This window comes from Bradyrhizobium lupini, assembly GCF_040939785.1.
In the GTDB taxonomy this organism is placed as follows: Bacteria; Pseudomonadota; Alphaproteobacteria; order Rhizobiales; family Xanthobacteraceae; genus Bradyrhizobium; species Bradyrhizobium canariense_D.
This window is the reverse complement of the sequence record NZ_CP162553.1, coordinates 460,803-478,724: the sequence shown is the minus strand read 5'-3', so window position 1 is coordinate 478,724 and position 17,922 is coordinate 460,803. Positions and strand designations below refer to the sequence as shown.

The window sequence follows — 17,922 nt, the reverse complement described above, 5'->3', positions numbered from 1 at the left end:
CTCGCGCGTGCCTCGCGGGCGCAGCGAGGGCATAGCCGTTCGAATCAGCGCGGGGGCGCCAAATTTCCACCTTGCAGGACGAAACTGGGCACGCGTTAGGGTCCGCGATCGACCCAACTCGGGCATTCAGCAGGTCCGCTTCCGACAGTCTGAACGATTCCGAGTGAGCGGGAGTTCAGGGTCGAGGTTCGCTTACGGTCCCGGCGTCCCGGTCGAGAATGTACTTGAGCGCGATGCGGCTGAGAGGGAAGAGCACCGTGTAGAGTAGATCCCTGTCGATGCTCGATCCTTTGTGGGCGACCTTGTTGCGCTGCTCGATCAGGGCGGCGCAGCGCGCCTGGTCCACGACGATCGGCCCGCTCAGACCGTCGATGCTGGAGCCTCCCACTTCTACGACGATGCGGGCAAGCTTCGCCGCACGGCCCTCAAGCGTCGTCGTCGGATTGTTTAATAGACTGTTCAGGCGCTGCAGCGCCGGACCGTTCGAGCGCACGGCGTCCTGCAACTGCGCCTTGTGCTCAGCCGAGAACATCGGCGTAAACAGGGACAGGAACTCCTCCCGCTTCTCCAGTTCCTCCAAAAGGACGAACCAGAACAGGAACTTCGACTTCGGCTGCGACGCTTTCATGCCCTCGACGAACACGTCGGTGAGCGGCGACCACCGCATGGCGGAAAGAAGCGCCGGCGTGACGGCGACGTTCTCGATGGAGGTCATCTGCGTAGAGGCCGTGATCCCGCCGCTGTGAGCCGTAATTGTCTTCACGCCCGCCCAACGGATGTCGACGTAGAGGTTGCCGTACCATGGATCGCGCTGGCCATCGGCGAGCGTCGCCGACCAGGCATCGGCGAGGCGTTGAATGAACGAGAACGCGTCCGCTTCGGTCATGGCGCGATCGAAGTCGACCCGGAGAAGCCGGGTATCACCGCTCGGGCTCCGCAGCACGAACTTGGCGAGAGGCACGCCAAGGATGGTCAGGTCCCGAAGGACGATCTCAGTGGAGGCGTCTTGAGACGAAGCCCCCATGAGGACGAACTCGCCGCGGCGCGCCGACTGGAAACCGGGCTGGGCGATGTCGTGCGAAGCCACGAGCCTCAGCGGTGCTTCCAATCCGTAGACGGTTCTGTCGTCGGAGCGCATGCGACGTCTCACTGGTCCAAGGGCCACCCGACCGTAGCAGTTTCGTAGCAGAAACGGTCCGAAAAACCCAGTACGCAACGTGAACTGATGGGGGCGGATGCGTTGATTTTGTTGAAGAAAATTCTCTTCGCTCAAACGAGCGGTTAGAGGCATCTCGCCCCAACCATCGGCGACCGGACGACCCGGAAGCCTTATGAGAAACTAGGTCGTACGGCCGGCGGCGTGTCGCCGCCGGCCGTATTCGTCTTAGCGAATGACGTAGGGCAGCAGGCCCAGGAACCGCGCGCGCTTGATGGCGCGGGCAAGCTCACGCTGCTTCTTCGCGGACACCGCGGTGATGCGGCTCGGCACGATCTTGCCGCGCTCGGAGACGTAACGCATCAGCAGCTTGGAGTCCTTGTAGTCGATCTTCGGAGCATTCGCGCCCGTGAACGGGCAGCTCTTGCGGCGACGGAAAAACGGGCGGCGTGCACCAGCTTCAGCCATTGTTCTTACTCCCCATCCGTCGTGGTGGTGGTGGTGGTTTCAGCGTCTTCACGCGGACGGCGCGGACCGCGGTCACCGCGGAAGCCGCCGCCTTCACGATCGCCACCACGGAAACCACCCTCGCGGTCGCCACGGAAGCCACCGCCTTCGCGATCGCCACGGAAGCCGCCGCCACGGTCGTCACGCTCGCGGTCACGGTCGGCCTTGCGCATCATCGCGGACGGGCCTTCCTCGAGCTCCTCGACGCGGACGCTGAGATAGCGGATCACGTCTTCGCTGATGCGCTCCTGGCGCTCGATCTCGGCGATCGCCGCGGACGGCGCGTCGATGTTGAGCAGCACGAAATGCGCCTTGCGGTTCTTGTTCATGCGGTAGGTGAGGGAGCGTACGCCCCAATTCTCGGTCTTGGTGACCTTGCCGCCGAGACCTTCGACGATGCCGGTCATCTGCGCAGTCAGCTCTTCGACCTGCTGCGTGCTCGCGTCTTGGCGCGCGAGAAAAACATGCTCATAGAGAGCCATGGAAGTCCTTTCCTCATGTTGGCGCATCGCCCGGCGTCAAGCCCTTAAGAGGCCTTCGGAAAGGACTCTGGGATTAAGCTCAGAAGGCGGAAACACGGGACGACGGGCCGACTGGCCCTGCCACACCAAAATCACGAATGATTTGCTGAGACCGTCCGTTCAGCTCCCGGCCGGGGTCTGCGGATGGGCGCCTTATACGGATTTCGGCTGACTTGGCAAGGTTGCAGGCGCCGTTTCGGCGCGGGGATCGCAATGCGGGCGGCCGGATCCGCCGCCGACCATCATACCGGCTTGATTTATTTGTTTGTATATCATACAAATAAATCAAGCGGAGCGAACTCCAATGGCAGAAAAGCCGGCCCACGAGCCCCTCAAGGAGGCAGGCGATCCCAAACACGCCGCCCGCGCCACGCGGTCGGCCGGCCGCAAAATGCGCTCGCTGCTGCTTGATGCCGCGAGCCCGCTGTTTCGGGAGCGGGGGCTGTCGGGTACGGCGATCACCGACATCGCGGCCGCTGCGAACGCGTTCCCGAGCCAGATCACCTATTATTTCCGTACCAAGGAGGCGCTGTTCGTCGAATGCGCCTGCCGCGAGCTGCTGTATCTGGCGCGGGCGACCGAGCAGGCGGCGCTGAAGGCGCGCGCGCCGCGGGATTATACCCACGCGCTGGCCGAGACCGTGACGACGAGCGATTCGGTGGCCTTCTTCGCCGAGGCGCTGACGCTGACGCGGCGGCGCCAGGATCTCGCGCCGCTGGTCGAGCGCACCATCGAGCGCCTGCACAGGGAAGGTGCGCGGGCCTATGCGAGCCAGGTCGCGCGGCACGGCTGGCGCTCCCTGCGCGCGCCCGACGAGAGTTCGCGGCGGTTCTGGGCCGTCGCCATCGGCGTCATCCTTGAGGGCTACGCCATGGGCCGTTCGCCCGAGGCGCTGTGCGCCGAGATGCTGCGCGTGCTGGGCGAACAGGCGAAATCCTCTGATGACACTGCGCGGCTGCGCCTCGTCGACGCGCGCGACGCATCGAGCAATTCGAATGAGGAGGATTAGGCCATGACTGCGCTTCGCATGCGTGCCCGCGATTTCCTGACCGACGAGCAACTTGCCGACGTGCGCCGGCGCGTGACCTGGAAAGGCGTCGCGCTGATCGCGCACGCCTGGGCGCTCATCATCGCGGCAATCGCCTTGGTCGCGTGGTGGCCCAATCCGATCACTTATGTGCTCGCCGTTGCCATCATCGGCTCGCGCCAGCTCGGGCTCGCGATCCTCATGCATGACGGCGCGCATGGCTGCCTGTCCCCCGACGAGAAGACCAATCTGACCCTAAGCCAGTGGTTCTGCGCCTATCCTTTGTTTGCGGAGACGCGCAGCTATCGGCGCTATCACCTTCAGCACCATGCGCGCACCCAGCAGGAGGACGATCCCGATCTCGTGCTGTCGGCGCCGTTTCCGATCACGAAGCTGAGCTATCGCCGCAAGTTCATTCGCGACCTCACCGGGCAGACCGGCTACCAGCAGCGCAAGGCGCAATTGCTCAACGCGCTCGGGCCGAAGGACTGGCCATCGCGGCAGCGCGCGGCGCATTTGTGGGAGAAGCTTGGCCCGCAATGTCTGGTCAATGGCGCGATGTTCGCAGCGCTCACGGCGGCCGGCGTGTGGTGGGCCTATCCGCTGCTATGGCTGCTGCCGCTCCTGACCTGGATGATGGTCATCACCCGCATCCGCAACATCGCAGAGCACGCGGTCGTACCTGACAGCAACGATCCCCTGCGCAATACCCGCACCACCTATGCCAATTTCCTCGAGCGCTTGTTCATCGCGCCGTACTACGTGAACTACCACCTCGAACATCATCTCCTGTTCTACGTGCCCTGCTACAATCTGCCGAAGGTGCACCGCTTGCTGAGTGAGAGCCGGCATGCGGGCCGGATGGAGGTGCAACCGAGTTACGCCGCCGTGCTGCGGCTTGCGACCGCGAAGCCGAACCGCGATGACCGGCCGGGGCAATTGGTCAACAGCGCGCGCCGTGCGCAGGCGGGGTCCGAGGTCGATGCCAACCAGACGGCTGGCGGATTCTAGGAACCCGTCACTCCGGTTGAAGGCTGCCAGTCGAAGGCTGATCGAAGTTCCCATCTTGGCTTGACATTCCGGCCCCGGACAGTGTCTACGGCCCCCTTTGGAGCTTGATCCGGAACCATGGCCTAAGGCCGCGAGTCATCGGCTGCCGGTTCTCGCAGGGATCACGCCCGACAAGCAGGGAGCGCCGATGACGGCAGCATTCACATTTCCGGGGCAGGGTTCCCAGGCGGTCGGCATGGGCAAGGCCCTGGCCGATGCCTTTCCGGTGGCGCGCGCCGTGTTCGACGAGGTCGATGCCGCGCTGGGGGAGAAGCTGACGGCGACCATCTGGGATGGTCCGGCTGAAACCCTCCAGCTCACCCAAAACGCCCAGCCGGCCCTGATGGCGGTGTCTATCGCCACCCTGCGGGTGCTGGAGGCCGAAGCCGGGTTTTCCGTGCGGCGGGATGCGGCCTTCGTCGCCGGCCACTCGCTCGGCGAATATTCGGCGCTGGCCGCGGCCGACAGCCTGACGATTTCCGACACGGCGCGGCTGCTTCGCATCCGCGGTCTCGCAATGCAAAAAGCTGTGCCGGTCGGCGTCGGTGCGATGGCCGCTCTGCTCGGCCTCGACTACGAGGCCGCCGTGGCGGTGGCGGAGGAGGCCGCTCAGGGAGAGGTCTGCCAAGCCGCCAACGACAATGGCGGCGGGCAAGTGGTCGTCTCCGGCGACAAGGCTGCGGTCGATCGCGCCGTCGAGATCGCCAAAACCAAGGGCGCTAAGCGAGCAATGCTGCTGCCGGTGTCCGCACCGTTCCATTGCAAACTGATGCAGCCGGCTGCCGACGCAATGGCGGAGGCGCTGGCCGGGGTCACGATCAAGGCGCCGGCCGCCCCGCTGGTGTCGAATGTGCTGGCGAGCGCGATCACCGATCCCGACGAGATCCGCCGGCGCCTGGTCGAGCAGGTCACCGGCACTGTGCGGTGGCGCGAGTCGGTTGCCTATATGGCGGGGCAGGGCGTCACCCGTTTCTTTGAGATCGGTGCCGGCAAGGTGCTGACGGGCCTGGTCAAGCGTATCGCAGACGGTGCCGTCGGCGTTGCGGTCGGTGGTCCCAACGACATTGCTGCTGCCCAAGATGCATTGGCTGCTGCCAAGCAGGCCTGAAGCGCGATAATTCGTCGTCGCGCGCGAGTTCTACAGTTGACGCACGACCCTTTCGGAAAACCGCTGCGCGCGTTTCCGGATCGTGCCTTGGAGGAGTTATCGATGTTCGATCTGACTGGCAAAAAGGCGCTCGTCACCGGCGCAACCGGCGGCATCGGCGGCGCGATCGCGCAGGCGCTGCACGCGCAGGGCGCCACCGTCGCGATATCGGGGACGCGCAAGGAAGTGCTGGATGAGCTTGCAGGCAAGCTCGGCGAGCGCACCCATGTGCTGCCCTGCAATCTCTCCAAAGTCGAGGAGGTCGAAGCGCTGGTGCCCGCTGCGGAGGCGGCGATGGGACAGGTCGACATCCTCGTCGCCAATGCCGGCATCACGCGCGACAATCTCTTCGTGCAGCTCCGTGACGAGGACTGGGAGGAGGTCATCAACATCAATTTGACCTCGACCTTCCGCCTTGCCCGCGCCGCAACCAAATTGATGATGCGCAAGCGCTTCGGCCGCATCATCGCCATCACTTCGGTGGTCGGCGTCACCGGCAACCCGGGGCAGGGCAATTATACTGCGTCGAAGGCAGGCCTGATCGGGATGATCAAGACGCTGGGTGCCGAATACGCCAAGCGCGGCGTCACCGCGAACTGCATCGCTCCCGGCTTCATCAAGACCCCGATGACCGATGCGCTCAACGACAAGCAGCGCGAAACGATTCTGACCAAGGTTCCGGCCAATCGCCTGGGGACGCCAGAGGACATCGCGGCGGCCGCCGTCTACCTGAGTTCGAACGAAGCGGCCTATGTCACCGGCCAAACCATCCACGTCAACGGCGGCATGGCCATGATCTGACGCCTCATGCCGCACCGCCCCTTGGGCAGCCGAATGCGGCAAACGGCCGTTTCCGGAGCGAAATGAGGCTTGTAGTCAACGCAATTGAAGTATGATAACCGGACCTTCAACGGATGGGCAAAGAACGCCATTGCAGGTTTTTGAAACCCTGTATATTGGCGATGCGGAGCCTTGGCCGTCATTCGCCGGGCCTGCATCGGTTAGGATGGGGCCAGATCAAAGTTCGTAAGCGAAGGCAGTCAACGACCACGACGGCTCGTATCGTCCCGGGGGGTCGGGTCTACAGGGAACAACACGAGGTTATGCAATGAGTGAGATTGGCGAGCGGGTTAAGAAGATCGTGGTCGAACACCTTGGTGTTGAACCCGAGAAGGTTGTCGACGCTGCGAGCTTCATCGACGACCTCGGCGCCGACAGTCTGGACACCGTCGAGCTGGTGATGGCGTTCGAAGAGGAATTCGGCTGCGAGATTCCGGACGATGCCGCGGAAACGATTCTCACCGTCGGCGACGCCACCAAGTTTCTCGAGAAGAACGCGAAGAGCTAACGCTCTTCATTTTCGCGGGGACAACATTGAAACCGGACGGACCGCCCAACAGCGGTCAGCCGGTTTCTTGTTATTGGCCGTGAATCTTTCGATGCGGAGTTTTCGGACATGAGGCGGGTTGTCGTTACGGGTCTTGGCATGGTTTCGCCACTCGGCTGCGGAGTCGAGCCGACCTGGAAGCGCATCCTCGACGGCGAAAGCGGCGCACGCAAAATCGAGAGCTTCGATGTCTCCGATCTTCAGACCAAGATCGGCTGCACGGTCGTGCGCGGCGACGGCACCAACGACACTTTCAATCCCGACATCTGGATGGAGCCGAAGGACCAGCGCAAGGTCGACGACTTCATCATCTTCGGCATGGCCGCAGCCGGCCAGGCGCTCGACGATGCCAACTGGCATCCCGAGACCGAAGAGGATAAATGCGCCACCGGCACCATGATTGATCCGGCATCGGCGGCCTCAACGGTATCGCCGAGACTGCGGTCCTGCTGAAGGAACGCGGGCCGCGCCGGGTCTCGCCGTTCTTCATTCCGGGCCGCCTGATCAATCTCGCCTCCGGTTATGTCTCGATCAAGCATGGGCTGAAGGGGCCGAACCATTCGGTGGTCACGGCCTGCTCGACCGGCGCTCACGCGGTCGGCGATGCCGCCCGCCTGATCGCGCTCGGCGATGCCGACGTCATGGTTGCGGGCGGCGCGGAATCGCCGATCGGCCGCATCGGCATTGCCGGCTTCAACGCCGCGCGTGCACTCGACAGCCTTCAACGAAACGCCTGAGAAGGCCTCGCGTCCCTACGACAAGGACCGGGACGGCTTCGTGATGGGCGAGGGCGCCGGCGTTCTGGTCCTGGAAGAGCTCGAACACGCCGAGCGCCGCGGCGCGAAGATCTATGCCGAGGTGATCGGCTACGGTCTCTCGGGCGATGCCTACCACATCACCTCGCCGTCACCCGACGGCGACGGTGGCTTCCGCAGCATGGCGGCAGCGCTCAAGCGCGCCGGCCTCACCGCGTCCGATCTCGACTACATCAATGCGCACGGCACCTCGACACCGCTCGGTGACGAGATCGAGCTCGGTGCGGTCGAACGTCTGCTCGGCAATGCCGCTTCCAAGGTCGCGATGTCCTCGACCAAATCGTCGACCGGTCACCTTCTGGGTGCGGCTGGCGCGATCGAGGCGATCTTCGCCATTCTCGCGATCTGCGATAATGTCGTGCCACCGACCATCAACTTGGACAATCCATCGGTCGAGACTGCGATCGATCTCGTGGCGCACAAGGCGAAGAAGCGCGAGGTCAACGTCGCGTTGTCGAATTCTTTCGGTTTTGGCGGTACCAACGCGTCGGTGATCTTCCGGCGTCCGGTCCAATAGTTTGTGTTTGCGACGAATCCACCGTTTTGCCGTATTCGGCGATAGTCATACAAGTGGGCGCGTGTACTTGGCCAGACAAGCGATTGTCGGGTCGCATTTGAACCGGCAGGATTCAGGTTGCTTCGATGAGTGAAAGGCCGCCCATTTCGCCCCGGAGCCCGCGGGCAGCGCTCGAGCCCGAGCAGGTCCCGCCGCCGCCGAAGCGATCGGACCGCGCGCGCAATCCGTTCGTGATCGTCGGCAACGCCATCATCACCCTGCTGCTGATTGCAATGATCGGTGCGGGCGGCGTGTACTATTACGGCCGGCAGGTGCTCGAGGCGCCGGGACCGCTGAAGGAAGACAAGATCGTCAACATCCCGCAGCGCGCCGGCAAGCGCGACATCGCCGAGACGCTGAACCGGGAAGGCGTGACCGACGTCAATCCGTGGGCGTTCATTGCCAGCGTCGCTGCGTTGAAGGCGAGCTCGGACCTCAAGCCCGGTGAATACTCGTTCCAGAAGAACGCGTCCTTGCGCGACGTCATTGCCACAATCGTCGAGGGCAAGGTGGTGCAGCATGCCGTGACGATTCCGGAGGGCCTCACCTCCGAGCAGATCGTGGCGCGCCTGTCCGACAACGACATCTTCACCGGCAGCGTGCGTGAGCTGCCGCGCGAAGGCACGCTGCTGCCCGAGACCTACAAGTTCCCGCGCGGCACCCCGCGCGATCAGGTGATCCAGCGCATGCAGCAGGCGCACAAGCGCGTGCTGACCGAGATCTGGGAGCGCCGCAATCAGGACATTCCGGTCAAGAGTCCGGAGCAACTGGTGACGCTGGCCTCGATCGTCGAGAAAGAGACCGGCAAGCCTGACGAGCGCAGCCGTGTCGCCGCGGTGTTCGTCAATCGCCTGAAGCAGAGGATCAAGCTGCAGTCCGATCCCACGATCATCTATGGCCTCGTCGGCGGCAAGGGCACGCTCGGCCGTCCGATCAAGCGCAGCGAGATCACGCAGCCTTCGCCCTACAACACCTATGTCATCGAGGGCCTGCCGCCGGGCCCGATCTCCAACCCCGGCCGCGCCTCGCTCGAGGCTGCCGCCAACCCGGCCCGTACCCGCGACCTCTATTTCGTCGCGGATGGTACCGGCGGGCATTCCTTTACCGAGACCTACGACGCGCACCAGAAGAACGTCGCCAAGCTGCGCGCCATGGAAAAGCAGATCCAGAACGACACGGTCGAGCCGGCCGAGGACGCGCAGCCGCCGGCCGGCGCCGCGCCCGGCGCCGCCGATACGCCGACGGCGACGACGCCGGCACGCCCCAACCAGCAGAAGAAGCCGCCGGCCGCTCGCCCCGCGGGTCCGCCGCCGGCCCGACAAGGCGCGGTGCAGGCCTCGCCCCCGGTGGTGCAGCGCTAGGCCTGCGCGTAGACCTGCCCCGCGGGACTTTGCGGATTACATTTTCCTGCAAAATAGTCTTAAGATTCGCGTGGCTTGATGGCCGCGCGAATCCCGTGCTTCTGGAGAAATTGACCTGATGGCGTTGTCGTCCATGACCGGCTTTGCCCGAAGCCACGGCGCGAGTGGGCCGTATACGTTCGAATGGGAATTGAAGTCGGTCAATGCCAAGGGCTTTGACTTGCGGGTGCGGCTGCCGCAGGGGTTCGACGAGCTTGAGGCTCATGCCAAGAAGCGCGCCGCCGAGCTGCTCTCACGAGGCACCGTCTACGCCAATCTGACCGTCAAGCGGGCCAATGCAGCCACCAGCGTCCGCGTCAACGAGGACGTGCTCAACGCCGTCCTCAAGGCCGCCGCCGTGATCGCCGGCAAGGTCGATGCGGTCGCGCCGAGCGTCGACGGGCTTTTGGCCATCAAGGGGGTCATTGAGGTCGCCGAGCCCGAGGGCGACGAGGAGGAGGACAAGGCCGCGCGCGCCGCCGCCGCGGATGCCTTCGACAAGGCGCTCGCCGAACTCGTCGAGATGCGCAAGCGTGAGGGGACCTCGCTCGGGCAGATCCTGATCCAGCGCGTCGACGAGGTCGAGCAGCTGGCGAAGAAGGCGGAGGCCGCGCCGGGTCGCAAGCCCGAGGCGGTCAAGGCCAGGCTCGCCGAGCAGATCGCGAGCCTCCTCGACACCTCCGACCGTTTTGATTCCGACCGCCTGATGCAGGAAGCGATCCTGATTGCGACCAGGGCCGACATCCGCGAGGAGCTCGATCGGATCGCCTCGCACATCGCGCAGGCGCGCGAGCTGATCGGCAAGGGCGGCCCGGTCGGGCGCAAGCTCGACTTCCTGGCGCAGGAGTTTCACCGCGAAGTCAACACCTGCTGCTCGAAGTCGAACGACATCGAGCTGACCAATACGGGGCTCGCCATGAAGAACGTGGTCGAGCAGTTCCGCGAGCAGGTCCAGAATCTGGAGTGATCGATGACGATTGGCGGTCACGGAACTGATGGTGTCGAGCGGCGCGGATTGATGTTCGTGCTGTCCTCGCCGTCGGGCGCGGGCAAGACGACGCTGTCGCGCATGTTGATCGACCGTATGCCCGGCCTTCGAATGTCGGTGTCGGCGACCACGCGGGCGATGCGGCCGGGCGAGGTCGACGGCAGGGATTATTCGTTCGTCGACAAGGCTACCTTCGGCGCGATGGTGAAAGCCGACCAGCTGCTGGAATGGGCGACCGTGTTCGACAACAGTTACGGCACGCCGCGTGCGCCGGTCGAGGCGGCGCTGTCAGCCGGGCAGGACGTGCTGTTCGACATCGACTGGCAGGGCACGCAGCAGCTCCGAGAGAAGGCGCGCGCCGACGTCGTCAGCGTGTTCATCCTGCCGCCCTCGGCTGCCGATCTCGAGAAGCGGCTGCATTCGCGCGCGCAGGATTCCGACGAGGTGATCCGCAAGCGCATGAGCCGCGCCAGCCACGAGATGAGCCACTGGGCCGAGTACGACTACATCGTCATCAACCACGACGTTGACGAGGCCTTCGCCGAGGTGCAGTCGATCCTGAAGGCCGAACGCCTCAAGCGCGAGCGGCAGACCGGCCTCGTGGGCTTCGTGCGAGGTCTGCAAGGTCAACTTCAAGGCTAGTAGGCTGCGTCAGCCGCGGCCCGTCCTTCGCCAACCGTTCCAGCATCGTCGTGATCACGTCGATGTCGATGGCGTTCTCGACTCCCGCGTCGTCATGGCCGGCCGGCTCTTCGTCATTCACGTCGTTGGCCGCGAGCTGCGGTGCGGCGTCGATCTGGAATTCTCCGTTGAAGATATCGGCCTCGTCGAGCTCTGCGGCCTCGACGTGGACTTGGTCTTGCGCTTGCGGGGCGAGCTCGTCGATCACATCGATCTCGCGATCGATCGCGGCGGGCTGCGCGGTCTTGAGCTGGGTTGACTGCGGACGCAGGGCATCGAAATCCACCGGGCGGGGCTGCCGAGCGTGCGGCGCGCCGGCGGGCGCAGCGTTGAGCCAGGGTGCACGGCCATCGTCGTGATCGTGCGGCTCAAAATTGTCCCAGTTGACGCGGCGCTGGTCGGCGGCCTGGACGCGCATGCGTCCACCGGCGAAGCGGTAGATGACGCTGGCGAGGATGCCGGCAAGCGCCAGCGCGCCGCCGATCACGAGCAGCAGCATCTGGAGCGAGCCGGTCTGCTTGTCGGCGGTGCTGTCTGCCGCGGCCAGAGCCATCGGAGCAGGGGACTTCGCCGGCTTCGCGGTCGGCTGCGCGGCGGCCGCGACAGGTGCAGGCGACGGCTGCTCTGTGGGCGCGGCGGACGCCGTGGAGGCGTCGGGCCAGCGCCCGGCGACGGCGGGCTGCTGTGCGTTGGCGTCAGCGGAGGGGTTCGCAGCTTGCTGCGTCGGCGCCGGTCCCGCCTGTGCAGGCGTCTTCACGGCGGCGATGCTCTGCGGCGTCAGATATTCGGCGCGCGCGTCCTCGACCGAGTGCTGCTGCGGCACGGCTGAATCCGCTGCAGGCGTATCGGGCGCAGTCTGTGCGGTTTGGGTGGCCTTGCCGCCTTCGGCGCGCAGATACCAGCACTGCCGCTTGGTCGCGCGCTCGAGGCGATAATGCCAATGCTGGCCCTGCGGCGCGGCGCCCTTTGGCGAGCCAAGGCAGTCGCTCGCGGCATTTGCCGTGCTCGGTGGCGTCGATGCATTCTGCGACACGGCGGCAAGTGGCGCGCCGGCAATGATGCTGCCTACGAGGGCAGATAAGAATTTTGCGGTGCGGTTGCCCATCCTGGTCTCCCGATTACGCATGACGCAACTCGTTACCTTCCCTTTGTCGTCAAAGACTTGGGTGGCAATGAGCCGCAAATCCGGAGAGGATGTGGCCTGAATCGGGCTTGCGCGGCGTTCGTTCCCCCGCGAAACCAGACTTTTTCGCTGCTATTGCTTGGTCGAAGTCCAGGTTCCGCCGCAGCCGTCCGAGCGGCGGAAGGAACCGGAGCCGCTGCGGGCAGCGAGGCGGCCCGAGCCGGTAAAGGTCACGCCATCACCTTGACCGAACGTGCTGACCGCGCCGCTCGCGCTGACGGTACCCGTGACGCCTTGGCCTATGACCTTGCCCGAGGAGACCACGACCGCGCCGGACGTGGTGCCGCCGCAGCCGACGCTGACGACCATCCAGGCGCCGTCGAAACTCCCGCCACCGCCTCCACCACCGCGTCGCGAGGAGCTGCGCGGCTCCTCGGCGGGCTTGCTGCGACGCGCCGAGGGGGCCGGCTCGGCGGAACGATCCGACCGCGAGCCGGACAGCGATTTCTCGTCATTGCCGATCGAGCCGCCGGCGCTGCCGGACTGCGCAACGGCGGACGGTGGAGCGCCGACGGCGGACAGGAAGACGGTCAGGGCAATCGCAGGGATGATGGCGCGCATGAGTAAAAATCCAGAATGAAAAATCGTATCAGCGGCCGGAGCCGTCGGCACAGACGGAACCGATAATGCGGCAAGCTTTGCCAGCCTTGCCGCATTCGTCAAGCGCGGCATCTTTCGCGCGCTGCACGCTGTCGCGCTGGACCAGCGACCAGGATTTGTCGGAGATCGCGAACGCGCCGCAGCGGTTGCCATAGAAAGACAGCTCGATCGGACATTTGGCGCCGGCGCAATTGCCGCGCGCATCCGCCACCGCCGCGCGCCGCGAGGCGTGGTTCCAGGAGATGCCCCATTTGCTGCCGTCGGGGCCGTAGACGATCGAGCCCCATGGCTTCAGGTCCTCCATCTTGCGCATCCGCAACAGCAGGCCTTCGGTGGCTTCGCCCGTCGGCGCCATGGAAATCCGCTGCTGGAGTTTCGTGATCGCGCGGGTCAGTCCATCAGGGCTGTCAGGATCGAAATTGAGCTCGTAGAGCCGCTCGCTGAGTTCGCTCAGCAGGGCGGCATCGCGCAAGGGGACGCGGTCCGGATCGGCGCGCAGCCGATCCGCCGGCGGCGGATCGGGCTGCATCGCTGCGACCTGCGGCGGCGCGGTTTGCGTGGGGGCGACGAAATAGAAGGTGCCGTCGATCGGCGAGGACGACACCCAGGGCTGCTGCGCGCCGGACGTGGCGCGCTTCACCGCGAGGCCGACCTGGTTGAAGGTCTGGAACACGTCGAGGCCCGCGGTCCGGACCGTCGCGGCCAAGGCCTTGGTGTAGGGGCTGTGGCCGTCGCTGCCGTCCTGGGCGACGTTGCCGGGTTGGGTTGCGTAGGAGATCAGCGTGCCCTCGGGCGCGCGCATCTGCGCGAGGCCGCCATCGGAGGCGCGCAGGCCGCGTGAGCCGAAGGGGTTGTTGCGGCAGGCGTCCAGGATCACGAGGTTGAGGCGCGTGCCCGATCCCTGCATCTGGCGCAGCACGAGGTTGACATCGGTCATCTGGAAGTCGACGTCGGCCTCGCGGGTCGGATTGGCGCCGACCGGCACGAGATAGTTGGCGCCCGAGACCTGCACGCCGTGGCCGGCATAATAGAACAGCGCGACGTCGGCGCCCTGCACCTGCCGGCCAAAGCTCTGCACCGCCAGATCCATCGCGCCCTTGTCAAGATCGAGCTGGGCGCGGCCTCCGACCAGCGTAAAGCCGAGCAGGCCAAGCGTGTCCGCCATCAGGCTCGCGTCCTTGGATGGATTGTCGAGCGGCGTGATGTTCTTGTAGGCGGAGTTGCCGACCACGAGCGCGATGCGCTTCTCGGCCGATGCCGGGTGCGTTGCGACGACGAGCAGGGCTGCGACCAGCATCGCCAGCCCCGGGACGCGATTGAAAATCCTCGCGCGCATCAAAATTCCCCAAACAATATCGCCATTCTACCAGCTCGAGGCGCGGGCGAAAAGCGGTGCGACAGTGTGTACAGCGTTGGCCGGTCGCGCCGGGGAGGGCGCACGCTTGCGCGTTCCCGCGGCAGATTCTGCCCGAACCTTGCTGCCGTTCATCGCCCAACTGGAGGCCAAAGGGCGCAGGGAAGGTCGGGCGCCGGCGGCACCCGTTGGTCCGTGCGCTACAGGAATGCACACGGGGTGGACCGATAGGGTGGCCGATCGCCCGGCCTTCCCTGCGCGGATGGTTTTAACGGTGTCCTTCGTGCTCTCCCCGGGGAGCGATGCACTATTGCCCCCGTCGCCTGGCCGATCGATGATGCGCGCGCCCGGTCGGGCCGCCACATCACCGCGAGGCTTGACGCACAGACCCCGGGCGTCAGGACCACACGACTTCTCCATCCGCGGACGGTCCGGCCGAAATCATCGAGGGCTTGCGTGTGCTCACCCCCGATGACCGACAAGCCCGCTCTCCAGCGCCGTGTCGTACGCGTCGCGCGAGGACTCACGGTTGCCCGCCCTGTCGTCACGCCGCCCGCGCCGTCGCTGCCGCGTCCACCGCCACCCGGCCCGCATGTCGTGACGGTCGCGAACGCCCCTTTGGCAGGGCCAGGATGACGGGCGTATGCCACAAATCCGAAATTCGGAAAAGCGAAATATTTTTGCGCGGAGGCCTTGACGGGGGTGTTTTGCCCGACGCGTCAGCGCCGGTGGCGAACGACCCAAATCGGGCTTGGAGCCACCTGAAACGCTTGTCATCCGCTGGCAAGAACAATGTCGAAATGCGCGATCAACGCATGCCTCTCAAGGCGTGATGGCGAATTTTGCAGAGTAACGATTAACCTTTCCGGATGCGGGGCCGCATTGAGCCAGCGGTCGGTCACGTTTTCTTCTTCGCCAGCGAAATACAACTGGGTCACCAGGCAATCGAACCGCCCCTCAACGGTGAGATGAATGTGCGGCGGCCTGACCTCGCCCTCTGCTGTCGGATAGCGGCCCGGTTTGACGGTACGAAAGCTGTAGTGCCCGGCCGCATCCGTTGTGAGACGCGCGAAGCCTTTGAAATTGGGATCGAGCGGCGCCGGATTGATATCACTCGGATGACGATATTTCCCCGCCGCGTTGGCTTGCCAGATGTCAATGCGTGCATGCGGCACCGGCGCTCCCGAACGCGTGAGCACGCGTCCGCTGAGATGGATGAGCTGGCCCAGCGCCTCAGCGGTGCTGCCGCTTGGACGCGCCAGATCGGTTGCCAGATCGGGGTGCTCCGAGACCGGGTAGAACGGGCCGACAATCTGCGGCGGCGTGATCGCCAATGCTGCTGCATCGCGGCCACTCGTCTGGGCTTTGGATGGGGTCTGGCTCATCAAGGCAGCTTGATATCCGCATCCTTGACGACCTTGGCCCAGTGGGCGATGTCACTCCGGATTCCCTCACCAAATTCTGCGGCGGTGCCACCCACGGCTACGGCTCCTATCTTGTCGAGGGAAGCGCGGATCTTCGGCTCGAGAAGTACCTTGTTAATTGCCTTGTTGAGCTGCGACGTTACTTCCGCAGCCGTTCCACGCTTCGCTGCAAAGCCGATCCAATCGGCTGTCACCAGATCGGGAAAGCCTGCCTCGATCACAGTGGGAATGTCTCCCAGGGCAGCAATCCTGGTGGGGGCGGTGACGGCAAGCGCTCGCAACTTGCCGGTCGCAATGAGGTCAATAACCGGAAGCGTGGTGACAAACATGTATTGGACGTTGCCGCTGATCAGATCGGTGATTGCTTGGGAAAACTGCTGGTAGGGCACGTGGGTGGCGCGCACGCCCGCCTGCAATGCAAACATTTCGCCGATCAGGTGCGAGGGGGTGCCGAAGCCCGCGGAAGAGAAGTTGAGCTTCCCTGGCTTGCTCTTGAGCAACGCCACCAGACCGGCTAACGAGTCGACCGGCAAGGAAGGCGTTGTAACGAGCACGGTGTAGGATTTCGATATCTTGATCACCGGATCGAAATCCACATCCGCCCGTGTCTCCGCCTTCGGAAGCAGGGCCGGGGTGACCGTCATCGGAAGGCTCATGGTCAGCAGTGTATAGCCGTCCGCCGGACGACCGCTCACGTCGTTCATGGCAATGGTCTGCAGCGCACCGGGGCGATCTTCCACCACAAGTCGCCAGCCTTCATTGGCCGCGAGCTCGTCGGCGATCATGCGGCTGATGATGTCGGGCGGTGTCCCCGCGCCGGCAGGGACGACAACACGTATGAGATTGGACGGATAAGGCTGCGCGGCGACCTTGCCGGGCAGCACCAATCCCGCGAGGCTTCCGAGCAGGAAGGTGCGACGGGGTACGTGAATGTTCGACATGGCTGCTCCAATCCTTGGCGGTGGAGGGTAACGCGAATTGCAGCTTGTCCCGCGGACCTATATAAGAAAAGTTCTATTTCTCGATAGTTCTATTCCATTTCGGAAAGGGTCGCATGCTCGATGCATCCCAGATCAGCCGTCGGATCAAGCTGCGGCAACTGAACGTGTTTATCGCCGTCGTGGAATACGGGAGCATGGCGAAGGCGGCCGAGCACCTAGCAATTTCTCAGCCTGTCATATCCAAGATGATCGCAAGCCTGGAGCAAACGATCGGCCTTCCGCTTCTGGAGCGCAGCCGGCTCGGCGTTGAGCCCACGCTTTACGGCAAGGCCTTGCTCAAGCGCAGCATTGCTTTGTGCAACGATTTGCGGAGTGGCGTCGACGAGCTGCAATCGCTCGCTGATCCCGCGGTGGGTGAATTGCGCATTGGCAGCACCGAGCCCGTGATGGCCGGACTACTGCCCGCCATCATTGACCGGCTATCCCGCCAATATCCGAGGCTCGCGCTTCACATCATCGAGGGCGAACCGCCGGAGCTTCAGGATCGTCATCTGCGCAATCACGACATCGACCTCATGATAGGGCGCCTGCCGAGCCCGACACCGGCTGCCGATACCGATGTCGAAGTGCTGTTGCACGAAAGCGGTGTCGTTGTCGCAGGCTTGCACAGTCCGTGGGTGCGGCGGCGCAAGATCCGCCTCGACGAGCTGGTCAACGAGCGTTGGTGCCTGCCGCCGCGCGAAAGCTTTCCGGGCGGCTGGATTGCCAACGCATTTCACGCCTCCGGGCTGGAGGTGCCACGTGCCAGCGTAACCGTGTATTCGATCCTTATGCAGTCGGCGTTGCTCTCGTCGGAACGATTCCTGAGTTTCCTTCCGGCATCGATGTTGCACTTCAGCGCGAAGCGGCTGTCGATGAAGGTTTTACCGGTGGAAATGCCTATTCAGATGTGGCCGATCGGGATCATTGCGATGAAGGGCAGAACGCCAAACCCTGCTCAGCGGCTGCTCGTCGAGTGCGCCCGGGAGGTCGCAAAGCCGCTCGCAGGTAAGCGAAACGCGCGTCGTTCCGCTCCTGCGCGGCCATCGTCGGCTACCCCGGGGTAAGGCGGTGGCCGGGCGAGCGCAGCGAGCATTCCGGAGTGCTGCCGCGGAACGATTTCTGGAATGCTTGTCTTCGCCGGAA

General features: G+C 64.6%; 17 protein-coding genes and 1 pseudogene. 10 read left to right on the top strand and 8 right to left on the bottom strand.

The window, feature by feature from the left end:
- Positions 1-175 precede the first annotated feature (175 nt).
- The 3 genes from AB3L03_RS02580 to rpsF form a co-directional block, all read right to left on the bottom strand.
- Positions 176-1,138 carry a hypothetical protein gene (locus AB3L03_RS02580; RefSeq protein WP_368508186.1) on the bottom strand — a complete coding sequence of 321 codons (963 nt, stop codon included), beginning with the start codon at positions 1,136-1,138 and terminating at the stop codon, positions 176-178.
- A gap of 246 nt (positions 1,139-1,384) precedes the next feature.
- Positions 1,385-1,624, bottom strand: a complete 240-nt coding sequence (gene rpsR, locus AB3L03_RS02575; RefSeq protein ID WP_007592020.1) for a 30S ribosomal protein S18 — start codon at positions 1,622-1,624, stop codon at positions 1,385-1,387.
- A gap of 5 nt (positions 1,625-1,629) precedes the next feature.
- Positions 1,630-2,145: a 30S ribosomal protein S6 gene (rpsF, locus tag AB3L03_RS02570; protein WP_085352909.1), complete on the bottom strand. Its 516-nt coding sequence runs from the start codon at positions 2,143-2,145 to the stop codon at positions 1,630-1,632.
- Between the two features lie 343 nt (positions 2,146-2,488).
- Here rpsF and AB3L03_RS02565 point away from each other — a divergent pair, with 343 nt between their 5' ends.
- The 9 genes and pseudogenes from AB3L03_RS02565 to gmk all read left to right on the top strand — a co-directional run bounded on the left by AB3L03_RS02565 (position 2,489) and on the right by gmk (position 11,196).
- A complete protein-coding gene (locus tag AB3L03_RS02565) occupies positions 2,489-3,193 on the top strand; it encodes a TetR/AcrR family transcriptional regulator C-terminal domain-containing protein (RefSeq protein WP_204510987.1) in 705 nt (234 codons plus the stop codon).
- 3 nt (positions 3,194-3,196) lie between these two features.
- Positions 3,197-4,222 (top strand): fatty acid desaturase family protein, encoded by a 1,026-nt coding sequence (locus tag AB3L03_RS02560; RefSeq protein ID WP_204510988.1) that lies wholly within the window; start codon positions 3,197-3,199, stop codon positions 4,220-4,222.
- A gap of 187 nt (positions 4,223-4,409) precedes the next feature.
- Entirely contained in the window at positions 4,410-5,369 is a 960-nt protein-coding gene (fabD, locus tag AB3L03_RS02555) for an ACP S-malonyltransferase (RefSeq protein ID WP_204510989.1), read from the top strand.
- Positions 5,370-5,471: 102 nt separating this feature from the next.
- Positions 5,472-6,209 carry a 3-oxoacyl-[acyl-carrier-protein] reductase gene (gene fabG, locus AB3L03_RS02550; protein ID WP_085396013.1) on the top strand — a complete coding sequence of 246 codons (738 nt, stop codon included), beginning with the start codon at positions 5,472-5,474 and terminating at the stop codon, positions 6,207-6,209.
- 307 nt (positions 6,210-6,516) lie between these two features.
- Entirely contained in the window at positions 6,517-6,756 is a 240-nt protein-coding gene (locus AB3L03_RS02545) for an acyl carrier protein (protein ID WP_006020277.1), read from the top strand.
- A 108-nt stretch (positions 6,757-6,864) separates the two neighbouring features.
- Positions 6,865-8,127 (top strand): annotated as a pseudogene (fabF, locus tag AB3L03_RS02540) (beta-ketoacyl-ACP synthase II).
- 125 nt (positions 8,128-8,252) lie between these two features.
- Positions 8,253-9,527 carry an endolytic transglycosylase MltG gene (mltG, locus tag AB3L03_RS02535; RefSeq protein ID WP_204510990.1) on the top strand — a complete coding sequence of 425 codons (1,275 nt, stop codon included), beginning with the start codon at positions 8,253-8,255 and terminating at the stop codon, positions 9,525-9,527.
- 118 nt (positions 9,528-9,645) lie between these two features.
- Entirely contained in the window at positions 9,646-10,533 is an 888-nt protein-coding gene (locus AB3L03_RS02530) for a YicC/YloC family endoribonuclease (protein WP_018459114.1), read from the top strand.
- A 3-nt stretch (positions 10,534-10,536) separates the two neighbouring features.
- On the top strand, positions 10,537-11,196 hold the full coding sequence (gene gmk / locus AB3L03_RS02525) for a guanylate kinase (protein WP_018459113.1): 660 nt from the start codon (positions 10,537-10,539) through the stop codon (positions 11,194-11,196).
- On the opposite strand, the gene AB3L03_RS02520 is transcribed toward gmk, so the two are convergent.
- The 5 genes from AB3L03_RS02520 to AB3L03_RS02500 all read right to left on the bottom strand — a co-directional run bounded on the left by AB3L03_RS02520 (position 11,129) and on the right by AB3L03_RS02500 (position 16,737).
- A complete protein-coding gene (locus AB3L03_RS02520) occupies positions 11,129-12,340 on the bottom strand; it encodes a hypothetical protein (protein ID WP_368508185.1) in 1,212 nt (403 codons plus the stop codon). The two genes, gmk and AB3L03_RS02520, sit on opposite strands and share 68 nt — an antisense overlap.
- Before the next feature lie 150 nt (positions 12,341-12,490).
- Positions 12,491-12,979: a hypothetical protein gene (locus AB3L03_RS02515; protein WP_204510992.1), complete on the bottom strand. Its 489-nt coding sequence runs from the start codon at positions 12,977-12,979 to the stop codon at positions 12,491-12,493.
- Between the two features lie 28 nt (positions 12,980-13,007).
- On the bottom strand, positions 13,008-14,354 hold the full coding sequence (locus AB3L03_RS02510) for a caspase family protein (protein WP_247368749.1): 1,347 nt from the start codon (positions 14,352-14,354) through the stop codon (positions 13,008-13,010).
- 791 nt (positions 14,355-15,145) lie between these two features.
- Positions 15,146-15,757, bottom strand: a complete 612-nt coding sequence (locus tag AB3L03_RS02505) for a protocatechuate 3,4-dioxygenase (RefSeq protein ID WP_026233735.1) — start codon at positions 15,755-15,757, stop codon at positions 15,146-15,148.
- Positions 15,757-16,737 carry a Bug family tripartite tricarboxylate transporter substrate binding protein gene (locus AB3L03_RS02500; protein WP_368508184.1) on the bottom strand — a complete coding sequence of 327 codons (981 nt, stop codon included), beginning with the start codon at positions 16,735-16,737 and terminating at the stop codon, positions 15,757-15,759. Before AB3L03_RS02500 ends, AB3L03_RS02505 begins: the two co-directional genes overlap by 1 nt.
- 113 nt (positions 16,738-16,850) lie before the next feature.
- Between AB3L03_RS02500 and AB3L03_RS02495 the strand changes: the two genes are divergently transcribed.
- Complete coding sequence (locus tag AB3L03_RS02495; RefSeq protein ID WP_085352917.1) at positions 16,851-17,843, top strand: LysR family transcriptional regulator; 993 nt, start codon at positions 16,851-16,853, stop codon at positions 17,841-17,843.
- The last annotated feature ends 79 nt before the right edge of the window (positions 17,844-17,922 follow it).

What these genes read in the sequence shown, in the direction of transcription:
- AB3L03_RS02580 (WP_368508186.1), bottom strand. Translation starts at nt 1,138, where the DNA reads ATGCGCTCCGACGACAGAACCGTCTACGGATTGGAAGCACCGCTGAGG.
- rpsR (WP_007592020.1), bottom strand. Translation starts at nt 1,624, where the DNA reads ATGGCTGAAGCTGGTGCACGCCGCCCGTTTTTCCGTCGCCGCAAGAGC.
- rpsF (WP_085352909.1), bottom strand. Translation starts at nt 2,145, where the DNA reads ATGGCTCTCTATGAGCATGTTTTTCTCGCGCGCCAAGACGCGAGCACG.
- AB3L03_RS02565 (WP_204510987.1), top strand. Translation starts at nt 2,489, where the DNA reads ATGGCAGAAAAGCCGGCCCACGAGCCCCTCAAGGAGGCAGGCGATCCC.
- AB3L03_RS02560 (WP_204510988.1), top strand. Translation starts at nt 3,197, where the DNA reads ATGACTGCGCTTCGCATGCGTGCCCGCGATTTCCTGACCGACGAGCAA.
- fabD (WP_204510989.1), top strand. Translation starts at nt 4,410, where the DNA reads ATGACGGCAGCATTCACATTTCCGGGGCAGGGTTCCCAGGCGGTCGGC.
- fabG (WP_085396013.1), top strand. Translation starts at nt 5,472, where the DNA reads ATGTTCGATCTGACTGGCAAAAAGGCGCTCGTCACCGGCGCAACCGGC.
- AB3L03_RS02545 (WP_006020277.1), top strand. Translation starts at nt 6,517, where the DNA reads ATGAGTGAGATTGGCGAGCGGGTTAAGAAGATCGTGGTCGAACACCTT.
- mltG (WP_204510990.1), top strand. Translation starts at nt 8,253, where the DNA reads ATGAGTGAAAGGCCGCCCATTTCGCCCCGGAGCCCGCGGGCAGCGCTC.
- AB3L03_RS02530 (WP_018459114.1), top strand. Translation starts at nt 9,646, where the DNA reads ATGGCGTTGTCGTCCATGACCGGCTTTGCCCGAAGCCACGGCGCGAGT.
- gmk (WP_018459113.1), top strand. Translation starts at nt 10,537, where the DNA reads ATGACGATTGGCGGTCACGGAACTGATGGTGTCGAGCGGCGCGGATTG.
- AB3L03_RS02520 (WP_368508185.1), bottom strand. Translation starts at nt 12,340, where the DNA reads ATGGGCAACCGCACCGCAAAATTCTTATCTGCCCTCGTAGGCAGCATC.
- AB3L03_RS02515 (WP_204510992.1), bottom strand. Translation starts at nt 12,979, where the DNA reads ATGCGCGCCATCATCCCTGCGATTGCCCTGACCGTCTTCCTGTCCGCC.
- AB3L03_RS02510 (WP_247368749.1), bottom strand. Translation starts at nt 14,354, where the DNA reads ATGCGCGCGAGGATTTTCAATCGCGTCCCGGGGCTGGCGATGCTGGTC.
- AB3L03_RS02505 (WP_026233735.1), bottom strand. Translation starts at nt 15,757, where the DNA reads ATGAGCCAGACCCCATCCAAAGCCCAGACGAGTGGCCGCGATGCAGCA.
- AB3L03_RS02500 (WP_368508184.1), bottom strand. Translation starts at nt 16,737, where the DNA reads ATGTCGAACATTCACGTACCCCGTCGCACCTTCCTGCTCGGAAGCCTC.
- AB3L03_RS02495 (WP_085352917.1), top strand. Translation starts at nt 16,851, where the DNA reads ATGCTCGATGCATCCCAGATCAGCCGTCGGATCAAGCTGCGGCAACTG.